This is a genomic window from Aliihoeflea sp., assembly GCF_052435475.1.
GTDB lineage: Bacteria > Pseudomonadota > Alphaproteobacteria > Rhizobiales > Rhizobiaceae > Aliihoeflea.
The window spans coordinates 437-712 of record NZ_JBQVMV010000046.1; the positions used below are offsets into that span (position 1 = coordinate 437).

Consider the following 276-nt stretch of genomic DNA (forward strand, 5'->3'; position numbering starts at 1 on the left):
TGGAAGTTCATGATTCCGAGGAGCGCCGCGGCAAGCACCGGGCTCGCGAGGCTCTCCATGTCATAAGCGAGGCGTGAGAGCGACAGCGCCTTGGTATAATCCTTCTCCTCGGGGAGCACGTCGGGGATCGTCGCCTGGAAGGTCGGCGTGAACCCGGCAGACGCCGACTGAAGGATGAAAATCAGCACGTAAATCTGCCAGACCTGGTCGACAAAGGGCAGGGCGAGGGCGATCAGCCCGCGCGCGACGTCCATCGAGATCAGGAAAGCCTTGCGC

1 pseudogene is annotated in these 276 nt (G+C 62.3%); it reads right to left on the bottom strand.

What is annotated here, in order from left to right:
- Positions 1–276, bottom strand: a pseudogene (locus tag ACT6QU_RS19470) (MFS transporter); the annotation flags it as partial.